Origin of the sequence: Colwellia chukchiensis, from assembly GCF_002104455.1 — a bacterium.
In the GTDB taxonomy this organism is placed as follows: Bacteria; Pseudomonadota; Gammaproteobacteria; order Enterobacterales; family Alteromonadaceae; genus Cognaticolwellia; species Cognaticolwellia chukchiensis.
Map to the genome: position 1 here is coordinate 1 of NZ_NBOC01000034.1, position 4,976 is coordinate 4,976.

The window sequence follows — 4,976 nt, forward strand, 5'->3', positions numbered from 1 at the left end:
GGTTTTCTTACTTGTACCGTTCTTACGATTAGGCTCGGGATCTGCTCCTAAGTGTTGTTCTAGCTCCGCTTTTAAAGCGGCTTCGGTTAATTGCTTGATAAGCGGTGTTAAAACACCATCTTCACCTGTTAAACCTTTACCAGATTGAAGTTCAGCTAATGCCTTGTTGAAGTCGAAAGATTGAGTCATGTGTCACTCCTATTTTATTAATAATACTGAAATGACACAGATTTCTAAACACTACCTAGCTTGACCAGATCACGATTAGCGGAAGTTGAATGTAACATTCATCGACAATATGAGTAGCTATTTAGTTGTGTCTAGCAATGTTCTTTACGATATTACCTTCAATAGCATTTTGATTTACATGATTGATTAATTGCGGGAAGAACTCTAAAAATAACATTTCCAATTCCTTATAGTGACACTTAATATCCTCAATGGCTCCAGAAAAATTATTAGTAAAACGGATACGTTGGGCTATATTGTCAAGTGCTACGCCTATACCTGTTATTGTTTCATACTCTTTAAACCAATCATTTTTGGTCATATTATTAATAACTTTTTGCATTCTACAAGGCATATCAGGAATACGTTTACTCAAAAGTTGATAACTATTTTGTTTAAAAGCTGCCAATGGTTCTTTATTAAAAAGAGTCCAATGCTGAATAAGAAAGTGATCAAATACTACATCAATCGCAATACTCGCGAATCGTTTACGTTTTTGAGAAAAATACTGCTTAGCTTCTTTAACTGCTGCGTGGTTATCTGTAAATTTATCGACTAAATAATGATTGTCTAACGCTTTTTTCACTGTGACTGGTATATGCTTTACATACCTTTTACCACCAAAATCGCCAAGAAGATTACCAAAATGAGAATCTGCATTGGGTTGTGCTAAGTAAAGGTGAGCTAAATAATTCAAAGTAGTTATCGCTATATTTGATGGGATTCTGACCAAATCCTGAGTTCATCTAAGATATTCAGTGCAGTTTTACCGAAATCGGTGAGCTCATAAGTTACAGCAACTGGTCTATCGCTTATCACTTTTCTGAGTACCATCCCTTCACTTTCTAGTTCCTTTAGGCGTTGGTCGACCATTTTTTTGCTGGCACCGCCAAGCATACGGGTTAGGTCATTAAACCTTACAGGTTCATCTTTAAGGTGATAAATAATGGAGCCTTTCCACTTACCGCCAATTAAACGCATGCCTTTTTCAATAGCGCAGGGTTCGGTGCATGCATTCAAAACTTTTTTTCTACCTTTACTATCTGTTTTTACGACACTTTCCATCAATCCTCCTTATAAAAATACTAGGTTACTAAAAGTATACTAATTGATAACTTAAATCAGGTAACTAAAATATACCATACATAGATTGAATTAGAGAATGTTTCTCTTATTTATTTTTGCTGAAATTTAATTTGGAGTTGTTTTATGAGCACTACTGATTCGAAGAACGTGTTAATTATTAATGCCCACCAGTATTACCCATTTTCCGAAGGCAAGCTAAATGCAGCCTTAATTGATAAAGCAATAACACTGCTTGAGGGTAAAGGTTATAACACTCGCGTAATAACAATGAGTGATGAGTACGATGTAGAAGAGCAATTAGAACACCATCAATGGGCAGACATTGTATTCCTTCAATCGCCCAGTAACTGGATGGGTGTGCCTTGGTCATTTAAGAAGTATATGGATGAAGTTTATACCGCTGGTATGGGGGGAGCGTTATGTGTTGGTGACGGCCGTACAGAAGAGGCACCAAAGAAAAACTATGGTATGGGCGGCACGTTAACGAGCACCAAGTATATGATGTCACTCACCTTTAATGCGCCAGAAGAAGCATTTAACGATGAAGATGAATTTTTTGATGGCAAATCAATCGACGACTTAATGTTCCCTATGCACATGAACTTCAAGTTCTTTGGTATGAAGCCAATGGAAACATTTGCGTGCTTTGATGTGATGAAGAATGCCGATGTAGAAAATGACTTCAAACGCTTTGAAGCTCACATTAACAAACATTTTTAAGGAACAGCAATGAGCGTTGAATATACTACTAAATTGCACGCAGGAGCTGATTTTCCTGTAATTGAAGCAAAGTTATTAAATGGTGATGTAAAGAAGATATCAACATCTGAAAATGGCTTGGATTGGAAAATGGTAGTTGTTTACAGAGGCCAGCATTGTCCTCTTTGTACGCGATACCTCAACCAATTAGAAAGTGCGAAAAACTTACTGGCTCAAACAGGCGTAGATTTGATCGCCGTTTCCGGAGACAGTAAAGAACAACTAGAAAGTCATATGGAAAGACTTGATGTGTCTTTCCCCATCGCCTACGGCCTTACTACTGAACAAATGGAAGAGCTTGGCTTGTATATATCAGACCCTAGATCCCCAGAAGAAACCGACCATCAATTTGCTGAGCCGGGACTATTTGTCGTTAACAGTGAAGGTAAAGTGCACGTTGCAGATATTTCAAACAACCCGTTTATAAGACCAGAGCTTCAGTCATTAATAAGCGGCTTAGGATGGATACGCAATCCTGATAACAATTACCCTATTCGCGGTATGCATAAATAGGAGTTCCTATGAAAAAAGTTTTATTGGCTACTGTTATATCAGCCCTATTGTTTGGAAATGCGCTTGCAGAAGACGCGAAGGTCGAATCTGCTCACATCGCATCTCCAAATCAATATGAACTTCTACTTGAGAACGAATTAGTTACCGTACTCAAGATGACACTCAAACCGGGTGAACAGGATAATTGGCATAAACACAATGCTGAGACTGTTTACTTCGAAAAAGGTGGCAAGGCGACGATAACAACGAGTGAAAAAGACATGACTTTGGAGATCCCAGATGGCTACGTGATGTGGCATGACCAATGGGAACATCAAGTTAAAAATGTTGGTGACACAACTATCACTGCAATTATCGTTGAAAAGAAATAATGATGTCAAAGACGCAAATTAATATTGATATCGTTTCTGATGTGGTTTGTCCTTGGTGTGTAATTGGCTATGGTCGCTTAAAAACGGTATTAGCCAATTTTGACACTAAATTCGACGTTAATATTGTCTGGCACCCCTTCGAGCTTAACCCCAGTATGCCAAAAGAAGGTGAAAACCTAAGACAACATTTGTCGAAAAAGTATGGAACTACAATAGAAGGCAGCATTAGAGCCAGAGCGATGTTAACTGAAGAAGGCAAAAAAGTTGGCTTCACATTTAACTACTTTGATGAAATGAAAATGCTTAATACGCATCAATGTCATCAACTACTTCATTGGGCCAAAGAAAGTGATTTGCAAAACCAATTAGCAGAAGCACTTTTTGAGCATTTTTTCGGCAACAGAGGCACATTTACTGAGCCAGAACTTATCCATATTGTTGAAAAGGTCGGCTTGAACTCCCTGCAAGCACAGTCTGTATTAGCTAACAACTCATATAGTGAGGAAGTGAAGTTAATCGAAGAGCACTGGCATCAAAGAGGAATACATGGCGTACCATTATTTATTTTTAATGGCGAACAGGCCCTTTCAGGTGCACAAGAAATAGCAACTTTTGAACGTGTACTCAATCAATATTTAAATAGAGACTATTAATTATGTTTACTTACCATGAGCCGGATACGGCTCCAGAAGAATCGAAACCATTGATGGAGCAATCTTTAGCTGGCTTTGGCATGATCCCAAACCTCCACAAAATTTTAGCTGAAGCTCCAGCAACTTATAAAGCGTACAACCAAACATTTACAAGCTTCATGAAAGAAACAACGTTTAGCCCGGTTGAGCAACAAGTTGTTTTTATGACGTCTAACTTTGAAAATAATTGCCACTATTGTGTTCCCGGCCATACGTGGATGATGAAGTCATCTAAAATGCCAGATGATGTTATTCAAGCGTTGAGAAATGGCACTAAACTGCCAGACGCAAAGCTTCAAGCGCTTCATGATTTCACAAAAGCCTTATTAGACAACCGAGGCCATATTGGTGACGATAAGTTAAATGAGTTTTTAAATGCTGGATATACTAAGCGCCAAGCATTGGAAGTATTAACCGGACTAGCATCAAAATTAATCTCAAACTTCACAAACGCATTAACGCATACAGAAGTAGATGATGCAATGAAGCCTTACGCTTGGGAAAAGCCGGAGAAATAGTATGTCACTAGAAAATCATCCAATGTGGCGATTGCCAAAGCACCACTTAGATCATGGAGATGGACTCTGTAACTAAATCTGTGTAACTGCCTATTATTAATCCTTAAAAAGGGTTTAGGATAGGCAATGATGAATAAAAAAGAACTAGAAGCGTTTGCTAAGCAAGCTGCGAAATCAATCAAGTCAGAAGCAGATTTAACTGACTTTCGTAAAATGTTAACCAAGGTGACGGTTGAAGCAGCATTGAACGCTGAATTAGACGAGCACCTTGGTTATGCTCGCTATGAGCAATCAAATCACCAAAACTCACGTAGTGGTTACTCACCTAAAACCATTCGAACTGAAGATGGAGAGGTCGATTTAGATACGCCTCGTGACCGAGATTCAAGCTTTGAACCGCAACTGGTTAAAAAGAATCAAACTCGCTTTACGTCAATGGATGACAAAATTTTATATCTGTATTCCAAAGGCATGACGACACGGGAAATCGTTTCTACCTTCAAGGAAATGTATGATGCTGATGTATCGCCAACGCTTATATCACGTGTCACAGATGCCGTTATTGCTCAGGTTGTTGAATGGCAAGCTAGGCCACTCGATGCGGTTTATCCAATCGTTTACCTCGATTGTTTAGTCGTCAAAGTACGCCAAGACAAACAAGTCATCAATAAAGCTATTTATTTAGCCTTAGGTGTAAATATTGAAGGCCACAAAGAGCTTCTGGGCATGTGGATATCGGAAAACGAAGGTGCCAAGTTCTGGCTTAATGTGTTAACCGAGCTTCAAAACCGTGGTGTTAAAGATATTCT

8 protein-coding genes and 1 pseudogene are annotated in these 4,976 nt (G+C 38.7%); 6 read left to right on the forward strand and 3 right to left on the reverse strand.

Going from position 1 to position 4,976, the window contains the following annotated elements; translation table 11 throughout:
- From B6K83_RS17955 to B6K83_RS17965, 3 genes and pseudogenes are all read right to left on the reverse strand, one after another.
- A pseudogene (locus B6K83_RS17955) lies at nt 1-189 on the reverse strand (IS256 family transposase); the annotation flags it as partial.
- A gap of 121 nt (nt 190-310) precedes the next feature.
- Nucleotides 311-925 (reverse strand): acyl carrier protein phosphodiesterase, encoded by a 615-nt coding sequence (locus B6K83_RS17960; RefSeq protein ID WP_085286221.1) that lies wholly within the window; start codon nt 923-925, stop codon nt 311-313.
- 11 nt (nt 926-936) lie between these two features.
- Nucleotides 937-1,293, reverse strand: a complete 357-nt coding sequence (locus B6K83_RS17965) for a winged helix-turn-helix transcriptional regulator (RefSeq protein WP_085286222.1) — start codon at nt 1,291-1,293, stop codon at nt 937-939.
- Between the two features lie 144 nt (nt 1,294-1,437).
- On the opposite strand from B6K83_RS17965, the gene B6K83_RS17970 reads away from it, so the two are divergent.
- From B6K83_RS17970 to B6K83_RS17995, 6 genes are all read left to right on the forward strand, one after another.
- Complete coding sequence (locus tag B6K83_RS17970) at nt 1,438-2,034, forward strand: NAD(P)H-dependent oxidoreductase (protein ID WP_085286223.1); 597 nt, start codon at nt 1,438-1,440, stop codon at nt 2,032-2,034.
- A gap of 9 nt (nt 2,035-2,043) precedes the next feature.
- Nucleotides 2,044-2,586, forward strand: coding sequence for a redoxin domain-containing protein (locus B6K83_RS17975; protein ID WP_085286224.1), 543 nt, complete (start codon nt 2,044-2,046; stop codon nt 2,584-2,586).
- A gap of 8 nt (nt 2,587-2,594) precedes the next feature.
- A complete protein-coding gene (locus B6K83_RS17980; protein ID WP_085286225.1) occupies nt 2,595-2,957 on the forward strand; it encodes a cupin domain-containing protein in 363 nt (120 codons plus the stop codon).
- A 2-nt stretch (nt 2,958-2,959) separates the two neighbouring features.
- Nucleotides 2,960-3,610, forward strand: coding sequence for a DsbA family oxidoreductase (locus tag B6K83_RS17985; RefSeq protein WP_085286226.1), 651 nt, complete (start codon nt 2,960-2,962; stop codon nt 3,608-3,610).
- A 2-nt stretch (nt 3,611-3,612) separates the two neighbouring features.
- Complete coding sequence (locus tag B6K83_RS17990; RefSeq protein WP_085286227.1) at nt 3,613-4,167, forward strand: carboxymuconolactone decarboxylase family protein; 555 nt, start codon at nt 3,613-3,615, stop codon at nt 4,165-4,167.
- 129 nt (nt 4,168-4,296) lie between these two features.
- Nucleotides 4,297-4,976, forward strand: a 680-nt coding sequence (locus B6K83_RS17995; protein ID WP_143327786.1) for an IS256 family transposase, incomplete at its 3' end; no start/stop codon positions are given.